The sequence below is a fragment of the Aliiroseovarius halocynthiae genome (assembly GCF_007004645.1).
GTDB lineage: Bacteria > Pseudomonadota > Alphaproteobacteria > Rhodobacterales > Rhodobacteraceae > Aliiroseovarius > Aliiroseovarius halocynthiae.
Genome location: NZ_ML660019.1, coordinates 112,167 through 136,667 on the forward strand (window position 1 = coordinate 112,167; position 24,501 = coordinate 136,667).

General features: G+C 58.1%; 22 protein-coding genes. 10 read left to right on the forward strand and 12 right to left on the reverse strand.

Features of this window, described 5'->3' with window-relative positions:
* Nucleotides 1–20: 20 nt before the first annotated feature.
* Nucleotides 21–587, reverse strand: coding sequence for a TetR/AcrR family transcriptional regulator (locus FIL88_RS00600; RefSeq protein ID WP_185960797.1), 567 nt, complete (start codon nucleotides 585–587; stop codon nucleotides 21–23).
* An 86-nt stretch (nucleotides 588–673) separates the two neighbouring features.
* Between FIL88_RS00600 and FIL88_RS00605 the strand changes: the two genes are divergently transcribed.
* Complete coding sequence (locus FIL88_RS00605) at nucleotides 674–1,525, forward strand: SDR family oxidoreductase (protein WP_142851887.1); 852 nt, start codon at nucleotides 674–676, stop codon at nucleotides 1,523–1,525.
* Between the two features lie 91 nt (nucleotides 1,526–1,616).
* Here FIL88_RS00605 and argH read toward each other — a convergent pair whose 3' ends face one another.
* A complete protein-coding gene (argH, locus tag FIL88_RS00610) occupies nucleotides 1,617–3,029 on the reverse strand; it encodes an argininosuccinate lyase (protein WP_142851888.1) in 1,413 nt (470 codons plus the stop codon).
* A 178-nt stretch (nucleotides 3,030–3,207) separates the two neighbouring features.
* Between argH and FIL88_RS00615 the strand changes: the two genes are divergently transcribed.
* Nucleotides 3,208–4,410 carry a lytic murein transglycosylase gene (locus tag FIL88_RS00615; RefSeq protein WP_142851889.1) on the forward strand — a complete coding sequence of 401 codons (1,203 nt, stop codon included), beginning with the start codon at nucleotides 3,208–3,210 and terminating at the stop codon, nucleotides 4,408–4,410.
* Here the strand turns inward: FIL88_RS00615 and FIL88_RS00620 are convergent.
* The gene (locus FIL88_RS00620; protein ID WP_142851890.1) at nucleotides 4,407–4,991 is read right to left on the reverse strand and encodes a DNA-3-methyladenine glycosylase I; all 585 of its coding nucleotides are present in this window, start codon (nucleotides 4,989–4,991) and stop codon (nucleotides 4,407–4,409) included. The genes FIL88_RS00615 and FIL88_RS00620 overlap by 4 nt on opposite strands.
* A gap of 97 nt (nucleotides 4,992–5,088) precedes the next feature.
* Between FIL88_RS00620 and FIL88_RS00625 the strand changes: the two genes are divergently transcribed.
* From FIL88_RS00625 to yddG, 5 genes are all read left to right on the forward strand, one after another.
* The gene (locus FIL88_RS00625) at nucleotides 5,089–5,931 is read left to right on the forward strand and encodes an EAL domain-containing protein (RefSeq protein ID WP_407642305.1); all 843 of its coding nucleotides are present in this window, start codon (nucleotides 5,089–5,091) and stop codon (nucleotides 5,929–5,931) included.
* Nucleotides 5,932–6,088: 157 nt separating this feature from the next.
* On the forward strand, nucleotides 6,089–7,264 hold the full coding sequence (locus tag FIL88_RS00630; protein WP_142851892.1) for an acetyl-CoA C-acetyltransferase: 1,176 nt from the start codon (nucleotides 6,089–6,091) through the stop codon (nucleotides 7,262–7,264).
* 182 nt (nucleotides 7,265–7,446) lie between these two features.
* The gene (gene phbB / locus FIL88_RS00635; RefSeq protein ID WP_142851893.1) at nucleotides 7,447–8,169 is read left to right on the forward strand and encodes an acetoacetyl-CoA reductase; all 723 of its coding nucleotides are present in this window, start codon (nucleotides 7,447–7,449) and stop codon (nucleotides 8,167–8,169) included.
* 296 nt (nucleotides 8,170–8,465) lie between these two features.
* The gene (locus tag FIL88_RS00640; RefSeq protein WP_142851894.1) at nucleotides 8,466–9,407 is read left to right on the forward strand and encodes a transcriptional regulator GcvA; all 942 of its coding nucleotides are present in this window, start codon (nucleotides 8,466–8,468) and stop codon (nucleotides 9,405–9,407) included.
* The gene (gene yddG, locus FIL88_RS00645) at nucleotides 9,404–10,279 is read left to right on the forward strand and encodes an aromatic amino acid exporter YddG (protein WP_142851895.1); all 876 of its coding nucleotides are present in this window, start codon (nucleotides 9,404–9,406) and stop codon (nucleotides 10,277–10,279) included. Before FIL88_RS00640 ends, yddG begins: the two co-directional genes overlap by 4 nt.
* Before the next feature lie 17 nt (nucleotides 10,280–10,296).
* Here the strand turns inward: yddG and FIL88_RS00650 are convergent, their stop codons facing one another.
* From FIL88_RS00650 to FIL88_RS00660, 3 genes are all read right to left on the reverse strand, one after another.
* Nucleotides 10,297–10,464: a YdcH family protein gene (locus FIL88_RS00650; RefSeq protein WP_142851896.1), complete on the reverse strand. Its 168-nt coding sequence runs from the start codon at nucleotides 10,462–10,464 to the stop codon at nucleotides 10,297–10,299.
* Between the two features lie 126 nt (nucleotides 10,465–10,590).
* Nucleotides 10,591–11,349: a tRNA1(Val) (adenine(37)-N6)-methyltransferase gene (locus tag FIL88_RS00655; protein ID WP_185960798.1), complete on the reverse strand. Its 759-nt coding sequence runs from the start codon at nucleotides 11,347–11,349 to the stop codon at nucleotides 10,591–10,593.
* A gap of 6 nt (nucleotides 11,350–11,355) precedes the next feature.
* Entirely contained in the window at nucleotides 11,356–11,571 is a 216-nt protein-coding gene (locus FIL88_RS00660) for a putative signal transducing protein (protein ID WP_142853398.1), read from the reverse strand.
* 59 nt (nucleotides 11,572–11,630) lie between these two features.
* Between FIL88_RS00660 and FIL88_RS00665 the strand changes: the two genes are divergently transcribed.
* Nucleotides 11,631–12,626, forward strand: a complete 996-nt coding sequence (locus FIL88_RS00665; protein WP_142851898.1) for a polyprenyl synthetase family protein — start codon at nucleotides 11,631–11,633, stop codon at nucleotides 12,624–12,626.
* 90 nt (nucleotides 12,627–12,716) lie between these two features.
* Here the strand turns inward: FIL88_RS00665 and FIL88_RS00670 are convergent, their stop codons facing one another.
* The 3 genes from FIL88_RS00670 to FIL88_RS00680 all read right to left on the reverse strand — a co-directional run bounded on the left by FIL88_RS00670 (nucleotide 12,717) and on the right by FIL88_RS00680 (nucleotide 17,042).
* Complete coding sequence (locus tag FIL88_RS00670; protein WP_142851899.1) at nucleotides 12,717–13,547, reverse strand: 4-(cytidine 5'-diphospho)-2-C-methyl-D-erythritol kinase; 831 nt, start codon at nucleotides 13,545–13,547, stop codon at nucleotides 12,717–12,719.
* Nucleotides 13,544–15,271, reverse strand: a complete 1,728-nt coding sequence (locus FIL88_RS00675) for a tetratricopeptide repeat protein (RefSeq protein ID WP_142851900.1) — start codon at nucleotides 15,269–15,271, stop codon at nucleotides 13,544–13,546. Before FIL88_RS00675 ends, FIL88_RS00670 begins: the two co-directional genes overlap by 4 nt.
* Nucleotides 15,272–15,389: 118 nt before the next feature.
* Nucleotides 15,390–17,042 (reverse strand): electron transfer flavoprotein-ubiquinone oxidoreductase, encoded by a 1,653-nt coding sequence (locus FIL88_RS00680; protein WP_142851901.1) that lies wholly within the window; start codon nucleotides 17,040–17,042, stop codon nucleotides 15,390–15,392.
* A 291-nt stretch (nucleotides 17,043–17,333) separates the two neighbouring features.
* Between FIL88_RS00680 and greA the strand changes: the two genes are divergently transcribed.
* Entirely contained in the window at nucleotides 17,334–17,804 is a 471-nt protein-coding gene (gene greA / locus FIL88_RS00685; RefSeq protein ID WP_142851902.1) for a transcription elongation factor GreA, read from the forward strand.
* Nucleotides 17,805–17,806: 2 nt separating this feature from the next.
* Nucleotides 17,807–18,874 (forward strand): hypothetical protein, encoded by a 1,068-nt coding sequence (locus FIL88_RS00690; protein WP_246066573.1) that lies wholly within the window; start codon nucleotides 17,807–17,809, stop codon nucleotides 18,872–18,874.
* Between the two features lie 155 nt (nucleotides 18,875–19,029).
* On the opposite strand, the gene FIL88_RS00695 is transcribed toward FIL88_RS00690, so the two are convergent.
* The 3 genes from FIL88_RS00695 to moaB all read right to left on the reverse strand — a co-directional run bounded on the left by FIL88_RS00695 (nucleotide 19,030) and on the right by moaB (nucleotide 24,484).
* A complete protein-coding gene (locus tag FIL88_RS00695; RefSeq protein ID WP_142851903.1) occupies nucleotides 19,030–22,353 on the reverse strand; it encodes an efflux RND transporter permease subunit in 3,324 nt (1,107 codons plus the stop codon).
* Entirely contained in the window at nucleotides 22,350–23,813 is a 1,464-nt protein-coding gene (locus FIL88_RS00700; RefSeq protein ID WP_142851904.1) for an efflux RND transporter periplasmic adaptor subunit, read from the reverse strand. The genes FIL88_RS00695 and FIL88_RS00700 overlap by 4 nt, the downstream gene beginning before the upstream one ends.
* Before the next feature lie 122 nt (nucleotides 23,814–23,935).
* A complete protein-coding gene (gene moaB, locus FIL88_RS00705) occupies nucleotides 23,936–24,484 on the reverse strand; it encodes a molybdenum cofactor biosynthesis protein B (protein WP_142851905.1) in 549 nt (182 codons plus the stop codon).
* Between the last annotated feature and the right edge of the window lie 17 nt (nucleotides 24,485–24,501).

Sequence of the window (24,501 nt, forward strand, 5' to 3'; positions counted from 1 at the left end):
CTGGCAGGCGCTTTCAATCGTCATGGCGATGACAAGATGGCTGTTATCAGACGTTTTGTTGTGTCGATGTCGGCATTATGCCCAAAAAGCCCACGATGCAGCATCAGTCCGTCGATGACAGACACCAATGCGCGTGCGGTTTGCGTCGGGTCGGGCATGTTGGGGGCAAGCCGGGAAAGCTCTGCCCCAAGCGCTTCGGCCAACATGTCGAAATACGCGGCCAATGGCGTGCTGATATCCGGGTTTTTCAATTCGGCCCCAAAGATCGAGAAAAACCTGAGCAGAGTGGATTCATCGGGCGAGGATGCGGTGACCATCTGCAAGATCATCTTTTGAAACGCCTCAAGCGATGGTGCGGGCGGGGCGGCGGCCAATGGGTTCTCGGCGGATTTGAAGAACCGCGTCACAAGCGCTGCGATCAGTTCCGCCCGCGATGGGAAATACAGATAGATCGTGCCCTTCGCGACGCTGAGTTCGGCTGCGATATCAACCATTCGGACCTGCGTGATTCCATCACGGTGGAATGCGTTTTCTGCGGCGTCCAGAATTCGTTCCCGCATGGCGTCTTTATCAACAATCTTGGGCATGGAACCTCCTGATTTTCTTTTAATGACTTGACGGTCAGAAAAGCAATCTCTTAATAATGACCCGAAAGTCATTAAAGGAGAATCTCATGGCACATGTCATGATTGCGGGCGCGACCGGATATTTGGGGCGCTACTTGGTTAAGGCATTTCTTGCGCGCGGCTATCACGTGTCCGCATTGGTGCGTCCGGCGTCAAAGGCGGATTTTCCCGATGGCGTTCGCGTGATTTATGGTGAAGCGACGAAGCCCGAAACGCTTTATGGCGTGTTTGATGGGGTGGAACTGGTCGTGTCGTCACTGGGGCTGACGCGGCAGACCGATAAGTTGAGCTATGACGATGTCGATTATCAAGCGAATTTGAACCTATTGCGGGCTGCAGAAGTCGCCAATGTTCAGAAATTTGCATATGTCCATGTCTTGACGCGCACAGATGCGCGGTCTGAACTGGTGCAGGCTAAGTCGCGCTTCGTTACCGCATTGCAAGCATCGTCGATTGCCTCTCTCGTGGTGCGGCCTGGTGGCTATTTTGTGGATATCGCCGAAGTGTTTAATATGGCTCGGTCCGGCCGTGTCTGGATGGTCGGAGACGGCGCGTTGAAGATCAATCCGATCCACGGTGCCGATCTGGCCAAGGCAATTGCTGACGCCGTTGAGGCCGGAGAGGTGGATATCGAGGTTGGCGGACCCGAGATCTTGTCGATGGACGATGTTGCAAAGCTGGCTTTCGCGACGCTTCGAACGACGCCGAAGATCACCTATATCCCTGCATGGATTTTGCGTGTGGTCTTACGCGTCGTAAAACCGTTCGCGCCGCGCCATATTTGGGGACCGTTCGAGCTTTTCTTGGCGGCGGCTTCTTCGGACATGGTGGCGCCACCGCATGGGCAGCGGCGCCTTGCCGATTTCTTTGCTGAACTGGCGGCTCAGCCTTCAGCCTGAGCTGTATCTTCCGGGCTGCCCGGGCGGATGGGTTCGCCATCCGCACCGCAGGCGGCAAGCCCCAGAAGCGCAGTGATCAGAAGTGCGCGGATCATGCCGGTACCTCGTTCCTCAGAGTTTCTTTCCAGCGGGCGATCTGTTTGCGCACTTCGCTGGGCGCGGTGCCGCCATAGCTGGTGCGCGATGCGACCGAGTTGCGGACGCCCAGAACGCCAAAGACGTCTTCGGTGATTTGCGCGTTGATGGTCTGCATGTCTTCCAGCGACAGGTCGGGCAGGTCGCAGCCGCGATCTTCGGCCATCGCGACCAGAGATCCGGTCACGTGGTGGGCGTCGCGAAACGGCATGTTCAGGGCGCGCACGCACCAGTCGGCCAGATCGGTTGCAGTCGAAAAACCGGATGAGGCCGCGGCTTCGAGGCTTTCGGTGTTGGCGGTCATGTCAGAAACCATCCCGGTCATCGCCGCCAGCGCCAGCATCAGGTTGTCAGCGGCGTCAAAGACTTGTTCTTTGTCTTCCTGCATGTCCTTGGAATAGGTCAGCGGAAGTCCCTTCATAACGGTCATCAGACCGATATTCGCGCCCATGATACGGCCAATTTTGGCGCGGATCAGCTCGGCTGCGTCCGGGTTGCGCTTTTGCGGCATGATGGATGATCCGGTCGACCATTTGTCCGACATGCGCACAAAGCGGAACTGGGCTGAGGACCAGATCACCAGCTCTTCCGCGAAGCGCGACAGGTGCATGGCGCAGATGGTTGCAGATGACAGGAATTCCAGCGCGAAGTCACGGTCAGCTACGGCGTCCAACGAGTTTGCGGTCGGGCGGTCAAAGCCCAACGCCTCGGCCGTCATGTGGCGGTCGATCGGGAAAGACGTGCCAGCCAACGCGGCCGATCCAAGCGGGCTTTCGTTCATCCGGGCGCGGGCGTCGCGGAAACGGGACATGTCGCGGCCGAACATCTCGACATAGGCCATCATGTGGTGGCCCCAGGTGACGGGCTGTGCGGTTTGCAGATGTGTGAAGCCGGGCATGACCCAATCAGCGCCTGCTTCGGCCTGCCCCAGCAGCGCGCGGATCAACGCTTCAAGACCATCGATCGCGGCGTCCATCTGGTCGCGGACCCACAGGCGGAAATCGGTGGCCACCTGATCGTTACGCGAGCGTGCGGTGTGCAGACGGCCCGCTGGTTCGCCGACGATCTCTTTCAAACGCGCTTCGACATTCATGTGGATGTCTTCCAGCGCGGTCGAGAAGGCAAAGTTTCCAGCTTCGATTTCGGCCAGCACGGTCAGCAGACCTTCGCGGATGACCTTGGCGTCATCTTCGGTGATTACGCCCGTTGCGGCCAACATGGCAGCATGCGCGCGCGAGCCTTCGATGTCCTGTCGCGCCATGCGCTGGTCATAGCCGATCGAGGCGTTGATCGCCTCCATGATCGCATCGGGACCCGCCGAGAACCGGCCGCCCCACATTTCATTCGCGGATTTCGTGTCGTCGCTCATGATCTGCCTTTCAGGACATATTTCTTCTGGGGAATGCTATACGCGGCAAGGCGGGTAGGTGCAATTGCTCTGACCCAGTTGCGCGTGGCGTGGATTTGCCGATCTGGCCAGATTAACTTTGAGAAGACGCACGAGCCTTCTAGTGTTAAAGAGCACCGCGTTGCCAACAGGATCTCTGATGCCCCAAAACTCTGTATTACTAAGCCGCCGCACCGCGCTGGCCACACTAGCTGTTGTGGCCGTTATGCCGGGGCGTGTGATGGCCGACAGCGGTTTTTCAGGCTGGCTGTCGGGGTTTTCGTCCAAGGCACGGACGGCAGGTGTTGGTGATGCGGCTTTGAAAGCATTGCGGCGGGCAGAGTACTTGCCCTCGGTCATCAAGTCAGACCGCCGCCCAGCAGAAACCGCGCGTAGTTTGCAAGACTATATAGGGTCTGCGGCGTCGCCCCAACGGATCAAAGGCGGCCAGCGGATGCTGTCGCGCTATCCGACGCTGCTAAAGAAAATCGAACAGAAATACGGCGTCCCGAAAGAGGTCATCGTGGCGATCTGGGGGATGGAAAGCAGTTTTGGCGCTGTACGCGGATCGGCTTCGGTTCTGTCGACACTTGCCACGCTTGCCTATGAAGGCCGCCGCCGCGATCTGTTCGAGACCGAGCTGATGGCCGCCCTGCAGATCCTAACTTCGGGCGACGTGTCGCCGTCCCGAATGAAAGGATCATATGCCGGCGCAATGGGGCATACGCAGTTCATGCCCAGTTCGTATCTGGCTCATGCCGAAGATTTCAACCGCGACGGAGCACGCGACATCTGGTCGGATGATCCTACGGATGCGCTGGCGTCAACCGCCGCATATCTGCGGGCCAAAGGGTGGGCGAATGGTCAACCTTGGGCGATCGAGGTGCAACTGCCCAAAGGGTTTGATCTGGCCCTGACCGGCCGGGTTTACCCACGTCGTTTGCGCGACTGGGGTAAGATGGGGGTCACCGATGTGGCAGGACGTGCCGTGAAGGGGGCGGGTAGCGGTGCGTTGATCCTGCCTGCTGGCCCGACAGGTCCGGTGTTCATGATTTTCCAGAACTTCCACGTTTTGAAGACATATAACTATGCAGATAGCTATGTGATCGGTGTCGGCCATCTGTCTGATCGCCTGGCCGGGGGGCGTGCAATCCAAGCGAGCTATCCCAAGAAGCCATGGGGGATGAGCGCTAAAGAGCGGCAGGCGCTTCAAAAGCGTTTGAATGAATTGGGATTTCAGGCTGGACGCCCAGACGGTGTGATCGGAGAGAAGGGCCGCGCCGCAATCCGCGCCTATGAGAAGTCGCGCGGGATGCCCGTAACCGGCGTGCCCAGTAGGCAGCTTTTGGCGGCGCTGAACTAGACCTGATCGTGCCGGTGGCAGCTGACCAGATGGTTGTTGAATAGACCGCAAGCCTCCATCCAGGCATAGACGATGGTTGGTCCGCAAAACTTGAACCCCGCTTTTTTCAGATCCTTCGAAATCTGCGTGGATAAGGGCGAGGATGTTGGCACTTCGCTTTGTGTTTTATAGCGCCCGTTCAGCGGTTTGCTGTCCACATAGGCCCACATCATGTCGCGAAACGCATCCGCTCCGCCCAGATCCAGATAGGCCTGTGCATTGGTGATTGTCGCTTCGATCTTGCCGCGATGGCGAATGATACCTTTGTCTTGCAGCAGGCGGTTGACCTGAGGCTCGCCCCACGTGGCGATGCGTTCTGGGTCGAACCCCTCGAATGCGGCACGAAAATTGTCTCTCTTTTTAAGGATCGTGATCCAGCTTAGTCCCGCCTGAAATCCGTCAAGGATCAACTTTTCCCACAATGCGCGCCCGTCCCATTCGGGGACGCCCCACTCAAGATCATGATATTTCTGATAAATCGGCTCGGACCCGCACCAGTCGCAGCGCGGAAGATCGGGGGCGGTGGGGATTGGCGTAGTCATCAAAGGGCATCCGTTACAATTTTAGACAACTTGGCGGATTTACCGCCCGTTAGCATTGAATTGCCACCTTTGGTCGTGGGGCAGCAGAGGCGACACAATGTTTAACTTTCGAAACAAAACATCTTCGGACACGCAGATGCAAGATCCAACAAGCGGTCCGGTTGGTGATCCGCTGAGCACGGCAATTGGTATGCGTGACAAAGACGCGATCAGTCTTGTGCGCGAAGCCCTACGAAAGAAGCGGGTTCGATTAGCCTTTCAGCCTGTGGTTCAAACCACTCAGCCCGATCGGCGCGCGTTCTTCGAAGGGCTGATCCGTGTGCTGGATCGAAATGGCCGCGTGATTCCCGCAAAAGACTTCATTGATTCCGTTGAGGATCAGGAAATGGGTCGCCAGCTGGACGCACTGGCGTTGGAGAAAGGGTTGGAGGCGTTGAGAGCGGAACCCAACCTGCGCTTGTCCATCAATATGTCGGCGCGATCCATTGGATATCCGGGATGGAAGACGGTGCTAGAGCGCGGCCTTGAAGACGACCCGCATATTGGCGAACGCCTGATCCTTGAGATTACAGAGCGCACGGCGATCACCATGCCTGAACTGGTGCAGGTCTTTATGGCCGAGATGCAGGGTCATGGAATCAGCTTCGCGCTGGATGACTTCGGGGCTGGATATACCTCGTTCAAATACCTCAAGGATTTCTATTTCGACATCATCAAAATTGATGGCGAATTCATCCGCGGGATCCACGGTGATCCGGACAACCAGATCCTGACCCAAGCCCTTATTTCGGTTGCGCGGCACTTTGATATGTTCACGGTCGCCGAAAGCGTCGAAACGGCCGAGGATGCGGCCTTTCTGACCCAGATTGGGGTGGACTGCATGCAAGGGTATTACTTCGGCGTCCCAACCTTGGACCCATACTGGCGCAACGCGGCCTAGGGGCCGTTGCCGGCGCTGGGCGGTCTCGCCGCTTGATTTTCTCTGCAATGCAGCACAGGATGCGGCCAGCAATGATCTTGCGAGATGGCGCGTGTGAAAGATGTTTCTGAAAACACGGCATATCGCAGATCGTCAGTCTGAAGGAAAAGGAAGCATCATGACCAATGTCGTAATCGTATCGGCTGCTCGGACCGCAGTCGGCAGTTTCTCGGGGTCGTTTGCAAACACCCCGGCCCATGATCTGGGTGCCGCTGTTTTGGCTGAAATCGTCGCTCGCGCTGGGATCGACCCGTCCGAGGTCAGCGAAACCATCTTGGGTCAGGTGCTTCAGGCTGGTCAGGGTCAAAACCCGGCACGTCAGGCGCACATCAATGCCGGTTACGCCAAGGAAGCATCGGCTTGGGGTATCAACCAAGTTTGTGGTTCTGGTCTGCGCACCGTCGCGCTGGGCGCACAGCATGTTCAGCTGGGTGACGCGGCCATTGTTGCGGCTGGCGGGCAGGAGAATATGACCCTCAGCCCCCATGTGGCGCATCTGCGCGCGGGGCACAAAATGGGCGACATGAAGTTTATCGACTGTATGATTAGAGACGGCCTGTGGGACGCGTTCAACGGCTACCATATGGGTCAAACCGCTGAGAACGTGGCCGAGCAGTGGCAGATCACCCGCGAAATGCAGGATGAGTTTGCCGTTGCGTCGCAAAACAAGGCAGAAGCTGCTCAGAAAGCTGGAAAATTTGCCGACGAGATCGTGCCCTTTACCGTGAAAACCCGGAAGGGCGAGATCGTCGTGGACCAAGACGAATACATTCGTCACGGCGCCACCATGGAGGCCATGCAGAAACTGCGCCCGGCCTTCACCAAAGACGGTTCGGTCACCGCGGCAAACGCATCGGGCATCAACGACGGCGCGGCGGCTGTGCTGCTGATGTCAGCTGACGAAGCCGAAAAGCGTGGGCTGGAGCCATTGGCGCGCATCGCGTCCTACGCCACTGCTGGTTTGGATCCGTCGATCATGGGTGTTGGTCCGATCCACGCGTCGGGTAAGGCGCTGGATAAAGCGGGCTGGAAAGCGCAGGATCTTGATCTGGTTGAAGCCAACGAAGCCTTCGCCGCACAGGCGTGCGCAGTGAATAAAGACATGGATTGGAACCCGGATGTGGTGAACGTGAACGGCGGTGCTATTGCGATTGGCCACCCGATCGGCGCCTCGGGCTGTCGTATCCTGAACACGCTTCTGTTCGAGATGAAGCGGCGTGAGGCCAAGAAGGGTTTAGCGACCTTGTGTATCGGCGGCGGCATGGGCGTGGCCATGTGCCTCGAGCGTCCATAAGGGCCGGATATATGATAAAAGGGCGCCTTCGGGCGCCTTTTTTGTTAATCAATTTGTCGCGTTCTTGTCGCAGCTGCATCATAAACTCTGCAATGCGGCAAATTGTTTGCGCAATAATATTGCGCAAGTTAAATTGAAAATGTAACAGAGTTTCAGACCCAAGATTCGAGATGGAGGAAAACATGGCCCGAGTTGCACTTGTCACCGGAGGTTCGCGCGGAATTGGCGCATCAATTTCAAAAGCGCTGAAAGCGGAAGGCTATGAGGTTGCTGCCACATATGCTGGCAACGAGGAGAAAGCCGCTGCCTTCACCGCCGAAACCGGCATCAAGACCTATAAGTGGAACGTCGGCAGCTATGAGGAAAGCCAAGCCGGCATCGCGCAGGTCGAAGCGGATCTTGGCCCGGTTGACGTGGTGGTGGCCAACGCAGGCATCACCCGCGATGCTCCATTCCACAAAATGACCCCTGAACAGTGGCAGGAAGTCATCGATACCAACCTGACCGGCGTGTTCAACACAGTGCACCCGATCTGGCCCGGCATGCGCGAGCGCAAGTTCGGCCGCATCATCGTGATCAGCTCGATCAACGGTCAGAAGGGGCAGTTTGCTCAGGTGAATTATGCTGCAACCAAGGCTGGCGATCTGGGTATCGTCAAGTCGCTGGCGCAGGAAGGCGCACGCGCTGGCATCACTGCCAACGCCATCTGCCCCGGCTATATCGCGACCGAAATGGTTATGGCGATCCCAGAGAAAGTGCGTGACTCGATCGTTGCGGGTATTCCGGCGGGTCGTCTGGGCGAACCTGAAGAAATCGCACGCTGTGTGACCTTCCTGGCATCGGATGATGCTGGATTCATCAATGGCTCGACCATCTCGGCCAACGGCGCGCAGTTCTTCGTCTAATCACGCTGGACAATCACAACGAAGGGGCTGGTCAGTTTGGTCAGCCCCTTTTGCCTTCAGGAAAGACCGCGGCTGCGCGAAAATGCCGCCGATCCAGCGCCCCACTGCCCGAAATGCCTGCGAACGTTCGGCATGCGCGCGGTCAAAGGCAATTCGCAGCGTTGGCTGGGTGGTTGCAGTTTCCAACATGATCATGATCCTCTTAAGCCATATTTTCTTGGAAAGAATATGGGGTCTTGAATTTTTGACGACAAACGAGACTTTTCAAGGTTTCAGATAAATGATACTTAACTGAAATGAGTGACCGTCTTCCCCCATTGACTGCCCTTCGTGCCTTTGATGCCGCCGCACGCCACATGTCGTTTCAGAAAGCCGCCGCCGAGCTGAACGTGACGCCTGCGGCTTTGTCGTTTCAGATCAAATCTCTGGAAGAACATTTTGGTGCTCCGCTTTTCTTGCGGCTGAACCGCGCTGTCGAGCTGACCGAAGCAGGCCGCCTGTTGGCCCCCGGTGCGGCTGATGGGTTCGAAATGCTGGCAGGCGCATGGCGGAACGCGCGGCGTAGCCTGAACAGCAACACGTTGACTGTGACGGCTGGCCCGGCCTTTACCTCGAAATGGTTGGCACCTCGGTTGTATGCGTTTGCACAAGACCATCCCGAGATCGAATTGCGCTTTGCGGCAGGTTTGAAGTTCGTCGATTTGAACCGGGACGAAGTCGATGTTGCGATCCGGTTTGGCTATGGGCCCGACGATGGGCTGTATTCCATGCCGCTGGCGGACGAATGGTTGACCCCTGTGATGCTACCATCCCTGGCCGAGAAATATCCGACGCCTGCTGAATTGATCGATGCGCCATTGATCCACAACACATCTGACGACTTTCTAAAACCGCGATGCGACTGGTCCGCTTGGTTTCGTGTCGCCCGGGTCGATGGGGCGCCGCGAATCGCATCTGTGTTCTCGCAACCCGATCACGCGCTGGATGCGGCGATGTCAGGCGTCGGCGTCGTGCTTGGCCGTCGGGCATTCGTGGTGAAATACTTGGCCGAGGGTCGGCTGGTCGCACCATATAAATTGGCCCTGACCACCAAGGCGCGCTTCCGTTTTCTGTGCCGGTTGGGGCAAGAGAACCGCCCAGCCATCGTTGCGTTTCGCGATTGGGTGCTTGCCGAGATTAAGAAAACGGCGCAAGTCTCGGCGGGTTTGGAATTTGCGACGCCCGAGGATTCGCCATGACACGCAAAACAGCCACTTTAGTTGGGTTCATCGCAGTATTGCTGTGGTCGCTGTTGGCGCTGTTCACAGTCGGAACGGCGCCTGTGCCGCCCTTCCAACTGACCGCCATGAGTTTTCTGGTGGGCGGAACGCTGGGCGTGATCTGGATTGCTGCGACGGAAGGTCTGGGCGTTCTTCGCACCGTCAGTTGGCGTGTTTATGCATTCGGAACATTGGGCCTGTTTGGCTATCACGCGCTGTATTTTTCTGCCTTGCGCATGGCGCCCGCAGCCGAGGCTGGTTTGATCGCGTATCTATGGCCCCTGTTCATCGTTCTGTTTTCGGGGCTGCTGCCGGGCGAAAGCCTGCGTCCAATGCATGTAATCGGTGCATTGGTGTCCTTTGCGGGGGCTGCGTTGATCGTGCTGGGCGGGGCTTCGGGGTTTGACACAGCCGCACTGCCCGGCTTCGTGCTTGCCTTCCTCTGTGCGCTCACATGGTCCGGATATTCAGTTTTGTCGCGGCGGTTGGGGAACACGCCCACGGCGTCGGTTGTCGTGTTCTGTCTAGCCACTGCCGTCCTGTCGACAGGGGCGCATTTGCTGTGGGAAGACACAGTCTGGCCTAGCAGCACACTGGGATGGGCATCCGTTGCGGGGCTGGGGCTTGGCCCGGTCGGGCTGGCCTTCTATGTCTGGGATGTCGGGGTGAAGCGCGGTGATATCCAGCTTCTTGGCGTCGCAAGCTATGGCGCGCCGCTTCTGTCTACGCTGGTTTTGATCTTGGCGGGTGTTGCTCAGCCTCATTCATCCCTGTTGATCGCAGGAGTGCTGATTACAGTTGGGGCATTGATGGCAGCACGGGCCAGTGCCAGTTCGTCAAAACAGACCTGACCCATGCCTTGAAGGCGTCAGGCCGTAGCCAGGCGTTCAATCTCTTCCTTGAGCTGGAGTTTTTGCTTTTTCAGTTCGGTAATCTCGGCATCGCTGGTGCCGGGCGCGCGCTGGATTTCTTCGACTTTATCCGAGAGGACCTCGTGTTTCCTGCGCAGCTCTTCAAGATGCGAACTCATGCTCATGGGGATCCTCCTATTGGTTGATAGAACATGACAAGTGCACCACAATTTTTTCGTCTTGTCACGAAATCGTTGCAAAACGTCGCGGGGAATCGCTGACGTGGTTGCGGTACACTTAACCGAACAAGCCTATCCCCAACGTAGCGTGGCCCCGTCACGCAGGATCGCCTGTATCTCGGGCGTGTAATGTTCGCGATCCGAAGTATGCACTGCGCCCTCATGCAGCACGATAGGCGGCGCCAGCCGAAAGGCGGCGCGCCCGCCCTTGCGTGCTTGCAGCAAAAGCAACTTTGCTGCGCGTCCACGGCGTGGCGCCAGTGGCTGGACCACCAACGATCCCAGCCGGTCGTCGATGGCTGACAGAATGTCAGGAAGACGCTCGACCGCATTGATCATCGTCAACGTGCCTTTGGGGGTCAGACGACGCGTCGCCTGATCCATCCAAACCGCCAGCGGGGTCTCTTCCCCCATGGCTTGCTCGCGGGCATCATCAGGCGACATACTACCTCGCGCACGGTCAAAATACGGTGGGTTCATGATCACATGGTGAAAGTTTTGCGCCCGCAATGCCTCGGGCATCCGTGCCAAATTGCCGACATGCACATTCAGCAAAATTCCGTTTGCTTCCGCATTCTTGCGCGCAAGTTCCGCGTGATCCGCCTGCCGTTCGATCGCATGCAGTGACAGCTTGGGCACCCGGCGCCCCAGACACAGCGACGCGGCCCCGACACCGCAGCCCAGCTCTAGCACCGATTGCCCGGCGTGGGCCTGAACAGCACTGGCAAGAAACACAGGATCTACGCCAGCACGATAGCCCTTACTTGGCTGGGTCAGCACCAGCTGCCCACCCAGAAAATCATCCTGTGTCTGATCATTCCCGCTCATCACACGTCCCTAGCTTTCAAACGCGATGTCATGATCGCGTAGAATTGCACGTGCGATGAACAAATCCTGATCGCGCACCATCAAGCGGCGCGGCAAAATGCCAAGGGATCCTTCAAGCGCGCTCATATGGACGTCCATCGCAAAGCAAGCTATATCCTCGCCTGCAAGAAGGGCAGAGACGAAAGGGATCATGGTTGGATCCGTGGTTCTTAGAAGCTCTTTCATGCTTTTGGACATAAGGGCATCCCCGCCCTGATGTCGAGCCGGTTGACGGGAAGGTGAATATGCTGATCGAAGCTGCACATAAACCGCATGAACGTTTGGGCCAGCATTTGGCCGACGATCTCGATTCGGTGAACACCCTGATTCGCGAGCGGATGGCGTCAAAACACGCCCCCCGTATTCCTGAAGTGACCGCGCATTTGGTTGATGCCGGTGGCAAGCGTTTGCGCCCGATGCTGACCTTGGCTGCCGCGCGCTTGTGTGGCTATGACGGCCCCTATCACATCCATTTGGCTGCAACGGTCGAATTCATTCACACCGCGACCCTTCTGCATGATGACGTGGTGGATGAAAGCGCCCAACGACGTGGCCGCCCGACGGCGAACCTTCTGTGGGACAACAAGTCCAGCGTGCTGGTGGGTGACTACCTCTTCTCGCGGTCATTCCAGCTGATGACCGATACCGGATCGATTGATGTATTGCGCATCCTGTCCAATGCCTCGGCTACGATTGCTGAAGGCGAAGTTCTGCAGCTGACCGCCGCGCAGGATTTGTCGACGGATGAAGAGGTCTATCGCCAAGTTGTTCGGGGCAAGACGGCTGCGTTGTTCTCAGCCGCGACCGAAGTTGGTGGTGTCATCGCAGGTGCACCTGATGAACAGGTAAGGGCGCTGTTCGACTACGGCGACGCGCTGGGGATCTCGTTCCAGATCGTGGATGATCTGCTGGATTACTGGGGCGGCGATGCCACAGGTAAGAACATCGGTGACGACTTCCGCGAACGCAAACTGACCCTTCCGCTGATCAAGGCCGTGGCCAAAGCTGATGACAACGAGCGTGCCTTCTGGAAACGTACAATCGAAAAGGGCCGCCAGGAAGATGGCGATTTGGAGCACGCTTTGGTGCTGTTGACGAAACACGGTGCGCTGGAAGACACCCGGGCCGAGGCCATCGCTTGGGCAGACAAGGCAAAAGCAGCACTAACCATTCTGCCCGACGCGCCAATTCGTCATATGCTGCACGACATCGCGGATTATGTGGTCGCGCGCCTGAACTAAGCGTTTTTCTTGGTTCAAATATCCTGGGGTGAGCCCGTAAGGGCGAGGGGCAACGCCCCTTTCAGGCTCACGAAGTGAGCCACCAAAACCTTAAGACAGCTTGGCTGCTTCCACCCACCAATCAGGTTGGCTTTGCGTCAGAGCCGTTGCGCCCGCTTGCGCTGCGTCCTCGGTTTCGAACAAGGCAAAACAAGTGGCACCTGACCCTGACATTCGCGCCAGCCGCACGCCGGGAAGGTCGGATAGTGTCTTCAAAACTTCCTGTATCACCGGAGATCGCGCAATCGCGGGCGCTTCCAGATCATTGCGTTGAGTGGCCAACCAGTCGATGAAGGGTCCAGTCTTCATGCCCTGCGGAATGCGTTTGGGCAAAGGTTGGTTTTGTTTGTTTTCAAGCGCTTGGAAGACCTCTGGAGTGGGCACATCCACACCGGGATTCGCCAAGACGGCATAAAGCGGCGGCAGGCCGGGGCAGGGGGCGACGTCTTCGCCAATTCCACGCATCCGGGCCGCTTGTCGCATCAGGCAGACGCGCACATCCGCCCCCAGATCGGCCACGCCTTCGGGCAGACGGGTGTCGCCCACCATGTCCGACAGCGCCAGAATAGTCGCCGCTGCGTCCGAGCTTCCGCCCCCGATCCCCGCTGCAGCAGGCAAGTGTTTCGACAGGACGATATGGACAGGTACGCCAAACAGATTCGCTGCACGGGCGACAAGATTGGTGCCATCCGTTGGTACGCCCTTGGCACGTGGGCCGATCACCTCAAGGCGGTTCTGATCCGCAGGCATTACGGTGATCCGGTCGCCTACATCGGCGAAGACCACAAGGCTGTCCAGCAGGTGATAGCCATCACGCCGCTGCCCTGTGACATGCAGGGTCAGGTTCACCTTGGCCGGGGCGAAAACCTTTGTGATGCTCATTCTGTGGCGTTCAGGGGGGCGGCCCCTTCTTCTTCCAGCACCACGTCCAGACCGACTTCGAGCTTGCGACGAATGCGATCAGGGTCAAGCTCGGTCAGGTCTGTATCATCTGTGATGAAGCTCAGGGCGCGGCTCCATTGGAATTCGGCTTCGCGCTTGCGGCCCACGGCCCAATAGGTGTCGCCCAGATGGTCGTTCAGAATGGGTTCCACTGGCTCCAGCTCGACCGCGCGCTCCATTTGCACGACGGCTTCGTCATAGCGGCCCAAGCGGTAAAGCACCCACCCCAGACTGTCGACGATATAGCCGCGATCTGGTCGGGCGGCGACGGCGCGTTCGATCATGTCCAGCGCTTCGTCCATTTTCTCGCGTCGCTCGACCAAGGAATATCCCAGATAATTCAAGACTGTGGGTTGCTCTGGGCTGAGTTCCAATGCCTTGCGGAAGTCCGCCTCGGCAGCGGTCCAATCGTCCAGTTTGTGGGCCGCAATGGCCCGCTGGAAGTAGGTTGGCCACTGTGCGGACAGGTCAACTTCGAACTGTCCGATGGCCAGATCATAGGCGTCCCGGGCTTCGTCATAGCGATCTTGCAGCATCAGCGTGTCGCCCAAAGCAACCCGGAAACGAAGCGTATCTGGAAAGGCGTCCGCCAAAGTGCGCAGCTCGCCCGTGGCTTCGTCAAACCGTTCTGCCCGGCGCAACACATCGGTGCGGCCAAGGGCGGCATGTTGATAGGCGAAGCTGTCTTGCGGTACTTTCCCATATGTCTCGATCGCCAGATCATGATGTCTCATACCCTCAAGGATCTGAGCTGTCAGGATCAAGACGCCCGCATGGGTTGGGGCAAGATGTTCGGCAAGGCGATTGTACAGAAGGATCCCGGTTTGATCGCCTTCGGAACCCAGCGATTCCGCCACAGCGAACAGCAGCTCGGCAATCCCGTCCTGCGGGGACCGGATGATGTCAAATTCCAGTGTTTTTCCCGCTTCAAGATCCGCAATGATCTGGGCAACCTCGGGGTCGGTCATGCCGGTTTGTGCCGACGTCATCAGCTCAATCGCTTTGTCCTGCTGATCGCTTTGGCTTAGGGATTGCGCGTGGGCAAACAAACCCGACCGGTTCAGGTTCAGTGTGCCTTGCTCGCCTCCAAGGATGCGCGCTGCACCTTCAAAGTCCCCGACATAGGCCAGTGTAAGCGCTTTTTGATACAGCGTGAAACCAAGGCTTGCGCTGTCTTCGCCCAGCCCATCGAAGATGGCCAGTGCATCTGACATCTTCCCTTGGCCGATCCGGATCCAGGCCTGAATCATTTGGTCGATGACGGGCGCGATGGAAACGCGTGTCCCCACAAGCCCCGAAGCGGTGTCCCAATCATCAGTGGCAAGCGCATCGCCCAGCAGAACCAACGCCGCGATCTGATTGTCTTCGCTGGCAGATGCCAGCCGGCGCGCGTATGGCAACGCGTCATCCAGTTTTCCCAACGCAATTTGGGCGACGATCAAGCCTTCAAGAACATCCAGATTCTCGGGATCTTCGGCAATTGCACGGACACCGTATTCGACGACTTCCGGAAAGTTGCGTGTCAGATCGGCGTGGCGTACGGCAAGATAGGCTCCGGCCGCGTTGTCCGCGTAAGTGGCAGTGCCGACAGCGCATTGGGCAGCAAGAAGGGCAGGAAGGGCAAGACGGCGCAGGGTCGATGGGGTCAGGCGGAACAAGGGCATGAATTCCTTAAGTCGCAGCAGGTTCAGTTGCAAAGGAACCTAATGTGCCTTCCAATTGAAAACAATGAGGGGCGGCACATGGCCACCCCTCTTTTGTCATGTTTTTAATTCCGCACGATTACATGTTCGGATAGTTGGGTCCGTCGCCACCCTGCGGAACTGTCCAGGTGATGTTCTGGCTTGGATCCTTAATATCGCAGGTTTTGCAGTGCACACAGTTCTGGAAGTTCACAACAAAGCGCGCGTCTTTGCCGTCTTCTTCAACCACTTCATACACACCTGCCGGACAATATCGCTGTGCGGGCTCGGCGAATTGCGGAAGATTGACCGAGATCGGCAGATCTGGGTTCGTCAACTTCAGGTGGCAGGGCTGGCTTTCTTCATGGTTTGTCGCCGCGAACGAGACGTTCGTCAGGCGGTCAAAGCTCAGCTTGCCATCGGGTTTCGGGTACTCGATTTCCGGATAATCCGCGGCTTTACCGGTGGCTTCCGCATCGGTCTTGCCGTGTTTTACAGTGCCAAAAGGCGAGAATTTGAAGATCGACTGAACCCACATGTCGATGCCACCCAGCATCAGGGATGCGGTCAGGCCAAACTTCGACCACAGCGGCTTCACGTTGCGAACCTTTTTCAGGTCTTTCGCGATCTCGCCGGTGCGCAGCTCTTCTTCATAGTCGCTCAGTTCGTCGCTGGCGCGACCCGCTTTGATGGCTTTCACAGCCGCATCAGCCGCCGCGATGCCTGACAGCATGGCGTTGTGGTTGCCCTTGATGCGCGGCACGTTCACCAGACCGACCGAGCAGCCCAACAATGCGCCGCCGGGGAAAGATGCTTTCGGCATCGACTGATAGCCGCCCTCGGTGATCGCACGTGCGCCGTAAGCCACGCGTTTGCCGCCTTCCAGAAGCTTCGCAATCTCGGGGTGGTGCTTGAAGCGCTGGAATTCCATGTAGGGGTGCAAATGCGGGTTCTTATAGTTCAGGTGAACCACGAAGCCGACATACACTTGGTTGTTTTCCAAGTGATAGATGAACGAGCCGCCACCCGCATTGCTGCCCAGCGGCCAGCCCATCGTGTGGGTCACGGTGCCTTCGCGGTGCTTGGCGGGGTCGATCTCCCAGATCTCTTTCATGCCGACGCCGAATTTCTGAACGTCGCGCCCGGCCTGCAGGTCGTATTTCGCGATGATCTCTTTCGCCAGCGATCCACGCACACCTTCCGAGATGAAGACGTATTTGCCGTGCAGTTCCATGCCCGGCTCGGTATTGGGGCCATAGGATCCGTCTTCTTCCAGACCAAAGACACCGGCAACAACGCCCTTCACTTCGCCGTTCTCACCATAAACCAGCTCGGAGGCCGCCATGCCTGGGAAGATTTCAACGCCCAGCTCTTCGGCCTGCTCGGCCATCCAGCGGCAAACATTCGCCATCGAGACGATATAGTTGCCATGGTTGTTCATCAGCGGCGGCATCGGCCAGTTCGGCACGCGGATGTGGCCTGCTGGTCCAAGCACAAGGAAGTTGTCTTTCTTCACTTCCGTCTTGATCGGTGCGCCTTTTTCCTTCCAGTCGGGGATAAGTTTATCCAACCCGCAGGTGTCCAGCACTGCACCCGACAGGATATGCGCGCCGACTTCCGACCCTTTTTCCAGCACCACAACCTCTAGGTCAGGGTCCTGCTGTTTCAGACGAATGGCTGCCGAAAGGCCAGCGGGGCCTGCGCCCACGATGACCACATCGTATTCCATGCTTTCGCGTTCGATGTCGCTCATATTCTTTTCCCCGGTCGATCCGTTTCGCAAGATCGTTAGCTTGACGTACAAGGCGGGTCAATCAGGACACGACGTTACAAAGGTGTGTTTCCGACAAAATTAACAATGCTTGATGATATTTGTGCCGACTCACTTGGGTCGCACGCATTCGGCGTCATTTGACATCTGATCGGCCTGCGAACAATGACGTTGCAAATCTTGGCGGATTGCTAGATTCTCGAATTGACCGAGCCGTAATGAAAACACGTTTTGGTGCCTTGGCGCCGGGCGACGATAAGATGAACAGGTTTGATGGATAAAATACCTTTGACCCGCGCGGGCCATACCGCGCTGAATGACGAGTTGAAGCAGCTCAAGACAGTTGAGCGTCCCGAGATTATCGAGGCGATCGCCAGTGCGCGCGAGCTTGGCGACCTGAAAGAAAACGCGGAATACCACTCGGCGCGTGAAAAGCAGGGATTTATTGAAGGACGGATCAAAGAGCTGGAAGGTATCTTGTCGCTGGCCGAGGTGATTGATCCTGCCAACATGTCTGGTGCGGTCAAGTTTTCGGCCACCGTGACCATCGTTGACGAAGATACGGACGAAGAGAAGACCTATCAGATTGTGGGCGAGCCTGAAGCCGACATCGAGAACGGCAAGCTGAACATCAAGTCCCCCCTGGCCCGTGCTTTGATTGGCAAGGAAGAGGGCGACAGCGTTGAAGTGCGCACGCCGGGTGGCGAAAAGGCCTATGAAATTCTGAGCATCGACTGGATCTGATCGTGGCAGAGCGGCCCCAGATCAAGGACGTCAAGACCGCGTCAAAGGGGGCAACTCCTCAGGATGTAGTAGCTGAGGTGCCGCCTTTGAGCGTGGCCGAGGCCATCGGTCTTGCCTTATCTTTCGTCTGGTTAGCTGCGTGTGCCATGTTCTTTATGGTGATGGGCACGGGCACGACGGAAGGCGGGTTTGATCCGCTTCGATTTGTGATGACAGTCGTGGCGATTGCCATGCCGGTTGCGATGATCTGGCTGGCGGTTGCCGCGATGCGCTCGGCTCGGATCATGCGCGAGGAAAGTACGCGCTTGAAAGCAGCGATTGACGGCATGCGCACCGTCTATCTGAAACAACAGCAGGGTGTCGGTGGTCCAGCCGCTCAGGCCTCAAAGGTCGAACAGAAGCTGGAAGAAATCGCCAAAGTGTCGCGACGGACAGAAACCGCGCTGGCGACGTTTGTGTCAATCCGCCCTGGCATGCCCAGCCTAGCCAACCCGCATCCCGCGCCGATTGCACCTGCAATGGGTGCTGACGAGGCGTCGAAAGAGTTGGAGGATCAGACCACGTTGGCGCTTGGAACGCGAGCCGAGGATATGATTCCCCCTCTGTCGATCGAGGATTTCATACGTGCGATGCATTTTCCCGAACATGCGCAGGATGCCGAAGGCTTCCGTGCTTTGCGACGCGCGCTCGAGGATCGTCAGGTGGCCGGGTTGGTGCAAGCCTCGCAGGATATTCTAACGCTGATGTCACAGGATGGGATTTATATGGACGATCTGCGTCCGGACAGCACGCTGCCAGAAATCTGGCGCAAGTTCGCGGCTGGTGAACGTGGAAAAGAGATTGCTTCGTTGGGGGCGGTGCGGGATCGTTCGTCCTTGGCTTTGACCGCGGGCCGGATGCGGAAAGACCCGGTTTTCCGCGATGCGTCCCACCATTTCATGCGCCGGTTCGATCAGACCTATGCGCAGTTTGAAAAGAATGCGTCAGATGCGGATCTTTCGGCCATGGCGGAAACCCGCACAGCGCGCGCGTTCATGGTACTGGGCCGTGTGACCGGGACGTTTGATTAAGGCTTAATGTCTGTTACGTGGGCTTTCCGTCGCTGCCTAACTAAGATACTTCCATCCATATTCTAAGCTTGATGACGTGCCTTCTGATTGGGGTCTCGCGTCGCCCGGCAGGTTGGTCTTGGTGTTTAAAGATAGAGTATCTGACAAAGGATCAATCATCCCGCCCGTCGTTGACTTGCGACCGCCATACCCATGCCAATTACGGCAATCGCTCCACAGATCATGATGGCACGCAGAATGGCGCCATTGGTTGCGCCCCAAAGCATGACAGATCCCACAAAGGCCAACAGCATTGCGCCTGCGGCCAGCCCGGTCACGCGAACCGCAGGCTTGGCTGCTGGGCGTGCTCGCCCGTTCCACATTCGGCGCAAGGTGGCAAACATTTTACCGATGTCGTTTTGGATGGCGATCAGCGATGGCACGATGAGCAGCACCAGTACCATTCCGAACGCCAGACCATAGATCAGCGTGATCACGGTGGGCTTCAGAAACTGTGCTTGCCGGGATTGTTCATACAGCAACGGCATCAGCCCCAGAACTGTTGTCAAAGTGGTCAATAGAACTGCACGCAGACGGTCTGCCGCCCCGTCAACGATGGCTGGAATGATCCCGCGTTCCTTTGCGTACTCGTCGATGGTTGTCACCAGTACGATGGAATCATTGATGATAATCCCCGTCATCCCGATCAGCCCCACGACCGAGAACATGGACAAGGGAACGTCCCATTGTACATGGCCGTAAATCGCGCCGACCAGCCCGAAGGGGATGATGGACATGACGACCAAGGGGCGTGTCCAGCTTGAAAAGATCCAGGCCAGCGTCAAGAAAATCCCCAAAAGCACAAGGATCAGACCTGTACGGGCATCTGACAGAAAATCGCGTTGCTGTTCCGCTAGCCCACCAATGCGGTATTCGATTGAATGGGTCTCGGCCAGGGTTGGCAGGATTTCGGTTTCGATGGTGCGCTGGATTTCTTCGGCGCGGGCCGGGTTGTCTTCGCTGACCTCGCCCGAGACATTGACCATCCGAATACCGTTTTCGCGTTGGACCGTGGCAAAGCCCGTGCGCGTCTGGACCGACACCAGATCGGCCAAGCTGACATATGCCCCCGTCTGGGTGCGCAGTTGCATCCGTTCCAGAAAATCAGCCGAACGTTCACCATCGGGCAGTTCGATCCGAATTTCGGCTGATCGGGTGCCGTCGGGATAAGTCGCGGCTTCAACCCCGTTAAGGCGATTTCGCAACACGCGGCTTAGGTCGTTAATGGTGAACCCCAACGCCTTGCCTTGTGCAGTCAGATCCAAAATCAGCTCTTCTTTGTCATAGCTTAGGCTATCCTCAAGCGCCGAGACTTCGGGATACCGGACCAGCTGGGTTTTCAAATCCTCTGCCGCAACCTTCAGCGTTTCGGACGACGCGCCAAACAAATCGACATCCAAGCTGTCCCCACCCGGACCAAAGCGCCCGCCCCGGAAAGATAGGACCTCGAGCAGGGGGTGATTTACGATTTCTTCTTGCAGGGCGGACACGACTTCAAACGTAGAATAGGGGCGCAGATCGGCGTCGATGAGCTCGATCACGATGGACCCGAGCAAATCGGCATCTTTGTTGTCCACACCTGACAGGCCCCGCCCCGCATTGCCACCGATCTGGGCCAGCGCATGTGCCACTGGGCTGTCGCCGTGCTCGGCCTCGAACTGGGCTGCAGTTGCATCGACGGCACGCTGAACGCTGTCCAACATGGCACGGGTATCAGCGCGGGTGGCGCCCTCGGCCATGGCGAAGTTCGCGGTGATCGACGACCGTTCAGGCGGGCTGAAAAAGCGGAAGGTCAGGTCGCCGCGAATAAAGATCGACGCTTGGCTGGCCAAGATCAGAATGGTTGCTGCGATCACTGGATAGCGAGCCTTGATCACCAACATCATAAAGGGGCGAAACCCTGTGTCACGCAGCCAGCGGAACCCTTTGTTGACTTGGCGCGAGGGCCAATCATACCAATGTTCCTTTGCCGTGTGTGTCAGCGCATGCGCCATGTGGTGGGGCAGGATCAGAAAGCATTCGATCAAAGATGCCGTCAGCACCACGATGACCGTGAACGGAATGTCGGTGATCAGATCGCCAAATCGCCCGCCAATCGACGTCAGCCCAAAAAAGGCAATGACCGTGGTCAATGTGGCTGAAAAGACCGGGGGAAACATCCGTTTGGCCGCGTTCTCGGCCGCGATGTGTGGTTCTTCGCCCAGCCGTCGCGCCCGGAAATCTGCGTGCTCGCCGACCACGATCGCGTCATCCACCAGGATCCCCAATGTGATGATTAGCGCGAAGAGCGAGATCATGTTGATTGTGATCCCGGCCATATACATCAGGAAAATGGCAGCCGTCATGGCGACCGGGATCCCGGCAGCTACCCAAAAGGCCGTGCGCGCGTTCAGGAACAGAAACAGCAGCAGAACGACCAGAGCCAAACCCTGCAATCCGTTTTCCATCAACATGTCCAAACGGGCTGAGATCAGGGCCGACCGTGTACGCATCAGTTCGATCTCGACTCCTTCTGGCAGGGTTTCCAGCATCTCGGCGCGGATCTCCTCCACGATGGATTGCAGCTCGATCGCATCACCCTGCGCCGAGCGTGAGACGTTCAGCGCCATCGCCGGATCGTCGCCCACAAAGTACGAGCGGTTGCGGTCAACGCCCTCTACGCGGACGGTTGCGACGTCCCCAATGGTCAGGTTCGATCCATCCGAATTGGCCCGCAAGACCAGATCGGCGATGTCATCAGGCGTGCGTTTTGGGTCACCCGTACGCACCCGTGCCGCGCCGGACGAAACATTGCCAGCGGGGTTGGCACTGACTTCGCCTGCGATCACCTCGGCGATTTGGGCCATGGTTACATCGTTTTCGATGAGCGACAGGGATGTGACCTCGACCACCGTGCGCGGGGCGGCGAAGCCTCGGATCGAGGTACGTGTCACGCCGCGTTCGAACAGGCGGATCACCATTTCGTCGGCAAAGCGGCCCAGCTGCTCGATGGCGACGGGGCCAGAAATTACAACGTCGGTTACGCTGTCGCGCCACGCGCCGCGCCTGACTTGGGGCGTGTCGGCGTCTTCTGGCAGATCGGTGATTTCGTCCACTGCGACCTGAATGTCATCGGCAGCTTGATTGACGTCCCAACCCGGTTCGAACTCCATCACGATCCGCGCGCGGCCTTCAAAGGCGCGGGAACTGACGCTGGCGACGCCGTCCACAGCCAGAAGCGAGGGCTCCATCACCTGCACGATGGCGGTATCGACATCTTCCGCCCCTGCACCTTGCCAACTGGTCGTGACGGTAACGTTTTCAACAATGACATCGGGAAAGAACTGTGCCCGCATTTGCGGATAGCTGGCGATGCCAAGCGCCATCAGGATCACCAACAATAAGTTGGCGACTGTGGCATGGCGTGTGAAATAGGACAGGATGCTGGGGGCTGGGGTCATGAGCCGCTTCCCATACGTTTCTCAAGACGTGCAAGTGTGTCGGCAGGCAGCTCGCCTTCGTCCAGTTGTTGCAGAATTCGGTCACGTGCGCGTGCGGGCATGCGTTTGCTGCTTTCCACGAAACTGCGCAACACGGCGACGCGGGCCGGGTCCAGTGCCACCATTTCTGGCTTCGCTTCTGGGGCCAGCTTGCCGTCGCGTACGGGGCGCACGCGAATGCCTTCGCCCAGAACCGGGCTGCGCTTGGTGATCGCTTCGCGCCCGTCCAGTCCAGTGGCGCGCACCAATACGTCATCGCCTTGGCGGCGCAGCAGTGTGACCTGCGCGCTTTCCAACCGATCGTCGTCACTCAAAATCAAGATATTCCCAGACGCATCCAACGCGGTTGCGGGCAGGCGCACCACTTGATCCAGCGGCGGCTCGGACAGTTCCACGGTCACGAAATCCCCCGGGCGCAATCCGGGCGTGGCGTCCAGATTGGCAAACAGCATCCGCCCCGTTTGTCCTTCGCCCACATCTGCACTTTCGCGGTCAATGCGCCCAGTGGCAGTCAGGTTCACGCCTGTGGCTTCCAACCGGATCGTCACAGGCAAATTTGCCAATGCACCATTGTCTGCCAGAAGTCGGGCATATTGCGCGGTTGAGACACGGAATCCGACCTCAAGCTTGCCCGAGTCCACAAGACGCCCCAGTTTTTCATTTGGGGCAACAAGCCCTCCGCGCAACACCGTGACGTCGGTCAAGGTCCCCGCGAACTCGGCTCGGATGACGGTCTCGTCCAGTCGGCGCTGGGCTTCGTCGCGGGCGATGCCGCGGCGTGACAGGCTTGCTTCGGCGGTGGCGACGCGCGCTTCGGCAGTGATCACGGCCTGTCGCTTGCCCAGCACAACCTGCGCGGCCGAGGCCGCAGCCAGCGCTGCGTTCTCTACGGCGGCTTCTGTGCCGACGCCACGGCTGACCAGATCATTTTGTCGCGCCAATGCCGCGTCCCGCAAACCTGCCTGACGGCGTGCGTTTTCTAAGTCATCACGCGCCAAATCACGTGCTGCCTTCGCATCGCGCAACTCGGCCTCGGACTGGGTCAGATCCGTTTCCGCAAGCGAAAGTGTGGCTTTGTAATCCGTCGGGTCGATACGCAGCAAAAGCGCGCCTTCCTCGACTTGACCACCGTTCACGAAGGTGTCCGACATCTCGACCACCGTGCCCGAGGCGCGGGCGCGGATATCCAGCCCCCGGCGTGTGGCGAGTTCCCCGAAGGAGGATAGGATGGGCGTGATGGTCGCGGGTTCGAGTGTTACAACATTGGCCGAAAACACCCGTTCGCGGCCCGATGGGGCCGCATTGTCGCGGTCTGCGCGCGCCTTAAAGGCCGATTGCACCGTCAATGCAGCCATCGCCAGCAAGCCGATTGTTGCCGCCAGCAGGAAAAGCCCAATCAGGCTGCGTCCCAGAAATCTCATCACGTTCTCCGTCTCATCCGGTGCCATCCTGACCTGCACCACAGGCCGGGGCAAGCGGTGTGTGGTCACAGTCGCGAGGGGCAAAGCTCATATGATCCATACGGATCAAACGGATGAGTGGTTCATTTCCGTCGCTTATGTTCGTCTAAACGCGGAAAAATCTCGACGAAATTGCAAGGGTGGTGACGATAGTCCAACTGATGCACCAGAATGTCGTCCCAAGCATCCTTGCAGGCGCCGGGGCTGCCGGGCAGGGCAAAGAAATAGGTGCCGTTGGCGACGCCGCCCGTAGCGCGGCTTTGCACGGCCGAGGTGCCGATCTTCTTCATCGAGACGATGGTGAACACGGTCGCAAACGCCTCGATTTCTTTTTCATAGACATCGCGATGCGCCTCGACCGAGACATCGCGGCCTGTCAGCCCGGTGCCGCCGGTCGAGATGACAACGTCAATCTCGGGATCCAAGGACCACGCCCGCAGTTGGTCGGCAATCTCGCCGCGTTCATCACGGATGATCTTGCGGTCAGCCAGCAGATGTCCGGCCTCTTCCAGCCGTTTCACCAAGGTATCGCCCGAGCGGTCCTCGTCCATCGAGCGGCTGTCGGACACGGTCAGAACCGCGATGCGGACGGGAATGAATTCGCGTTGGTTGTCAGCGGGAACTTTGGACATGAGGTGGCCTGTGCTTC

What these genes read in the sequence shown, in the direction of transcription:
- FIL88_RS00600 (WP_185960797.1), bottom strand. Translation starts at nt 587, where the DNA reads ATGCCCAAGATTGTTGATAAAGACGCCATGCGGGAACGAATTCTGGAC.
- FIL88_RS00605 (WP_142851887.1), top strand. Translation starts at nt 674, where the DNA reads ATGGCACATGTCATGATTGCGGGCGCGACCGGATATTTGGGGCGCTAC.
- argH (WP_142851888.1), bottom strand. Translation starts at nt 3,029, where the DNA reads ATGAGCGACGACACGAAATCCGCGAATGAAATGTGGGGCGGCCGGTTC.
- FIL88_RS00615 (WP_142851889.1), top strand. Translation starts at nt 3,208, where the DNA reads ATGCCCCAAAACTCTGTATTACTAAGCCGCCGCACCGCGCTGGCCACA.
- FIL88_RS00620 (WP_142851890.1), bottom strand. Translation starts at nt 4,991, where the DNA reads ATGACTACGCCAATCCCCACCGCCCCCGATCTTCCGCGCTGCGACTGG.
- FIL88_RS00625 (WP_407642305.1), top strand. Translation starts at nt 5,089, where the DNA reads ATGTTTAACTTTCGAAACAAAACATCTTCGGACACGCAGATGCAAGAT.
- FIL88_RS00630 (WP_142851892.1), top strand. Translation starts at nt 6,089, where the DNA reads ATGACCAATGTCGTAATCGTATCGGCTGCTCGGACCGCAGTCGGCAGT.
- phbB (WP_142851893.1), top strand. Translation starts at nt 7,447, where the DNA reads ATGGCCCGAGTTGCACTTGTCACCGGAGGTTCGCGCGGAATTGGCGCA.
- FIL88_RS00640 (WP_142851894.1), top strand. Translation starts at nt 8,466, where the DNA reads ATGAGTGACCGTCTTCCCCCATTGACTGCCCTTCGTGCCTTTGATGCC.
- yddG (WP_142851895.1), top strand. Translation starts at nt 9,404, where the DNA reads ATGACACGCAAAACAGCCACTTTAGTTGGGTTCATCGCAGTATTGCTG.
- FIL88_RS00650 (WP_142851896.1), bottom strand. Translation starts at nt 10,464, where the DNA reads ATGAGCATGAGTTCGCATCTTGAAGAGCTGCGCAGGAAACACGAGGTC.
- FIL88_RS00660 (WP_142853398.1), bottom strand. Translation starts at nt 11,571, where the DNA reads ATGAAAGAGCTTCTAAGAACCACGGATCCAACCATGATCCCTTTCGTC.
- FIL88_RS00665 (WP_142851898.1), top strand. Translation starts at nt 11,631, where the DNA reads ATGCTGATCGAAGCTGCACATAAACCGCATGAACGTTTGGGCCAGCAT.
- FIL88_RS00670 (WP_142851899.1), bottom strand. Translation starts at nt 13,547, where the DNA reads ATGAGCATCACAAAGGTTTTCGCCCCGGCCAAGGTGAACCTGACCCTG.
- FIL88_RS00675 (WP_142851900.1), bottom strand. Translation starts at nt 15,271, where the DNA reads ATGCCCTTGTTCCGCCTGACCCCATCGACCCTGCGCCGTCTTGCCCTT.
- FIL88_RS00680 (WP_142851901.1), bottom strand. Translation starts at nt 17,042, where the DNA reads ATGAGCGACATCGAACGCGAAAGCATGGAATACGATGTGGTCATCGTG.
- greA (WP_142851902.1), top strand. Translation starts at nt 17,334, where the DNA reads ATGGATAAAATACCTTTGACCCGCGCGGGCCATACCGCGCTGAATGAC.
- FIL88_RS00695 (WP_142851903.1), bottom strand. Translation starts at nt 22,353, where the DNA reads ATGACCCCAGCCCCCAGCATCCTGTCCTATTTCACACGCCATGCCACA.
- FIL88_RS00700 (WP_142851904.1), bottom strand. Translation starts at nt 23,813, where the DNA reads ATGAGATTTCTGGGACGCAGCCTGATTGGGCTTTTCCTGCTGGCGGCA.
- moaB (WP_142851905.1), bottom strand. Translation starts at nt 24,484, where the DNA reads ATGTCCAAAGTTCCCGCTGACAACCAACGCGAATTCATTCCCGTCCGC.